This is a genomic window from Salinimicrobium oceani, assembly GCF_012037645.1.
Window position 1 is genome coordinate 1 of sequence record NZ_JAAVJR010001152.1, and the last position, 352, is coordinate 352.

Annotated in this window: 1 protein-coding gene; it reads left to right on the plus strand. The window is 40.9% G+C overall.

What is annotated here, in order from left to right; genetic code table 11:
- Positions 1–34: 34 nt before the first annotated feature.
- Positions 35–352 (plus strand): SpoIIAA family protein (locus tag HC175_RS21230; protein WP_168139936.1); only part of this gene is annotated, 318 nt, incomplete at its 3' end.

The following is a 352-nucleotide window of genomic DNA, read 5'->3' on the forward strand; positions in this document are numbered from 1 at the left end:
TCTGCTTTTCTTTAGAAATTGTATAAAAACTGCTATGCTGTCCATTCAGGTTGAAAGAAATATTGTTTACACCATCGCCGAAGAAAAACTTACCGATGAAGATTACGACCGGCTAATTCCCCTGCTTGAGGAAAAGATCAGGTCATACGGAAAGATTCGCTGGTATTTTGAGATGCAGGAATTCGAAGGATGGAGCCTAAGTGCTATGTGGCGGGATCTAAAATTTGACTTCAGCAATAAAGAAAACCTGGAAAGAATAGCTATGGTGGGCGACAAGAGTTGGGAAAAACAGCTTACGCAGCTCATGAAACCTTTTACAGGGGCGGAAATTAAATATTTTGGAACCAACGAC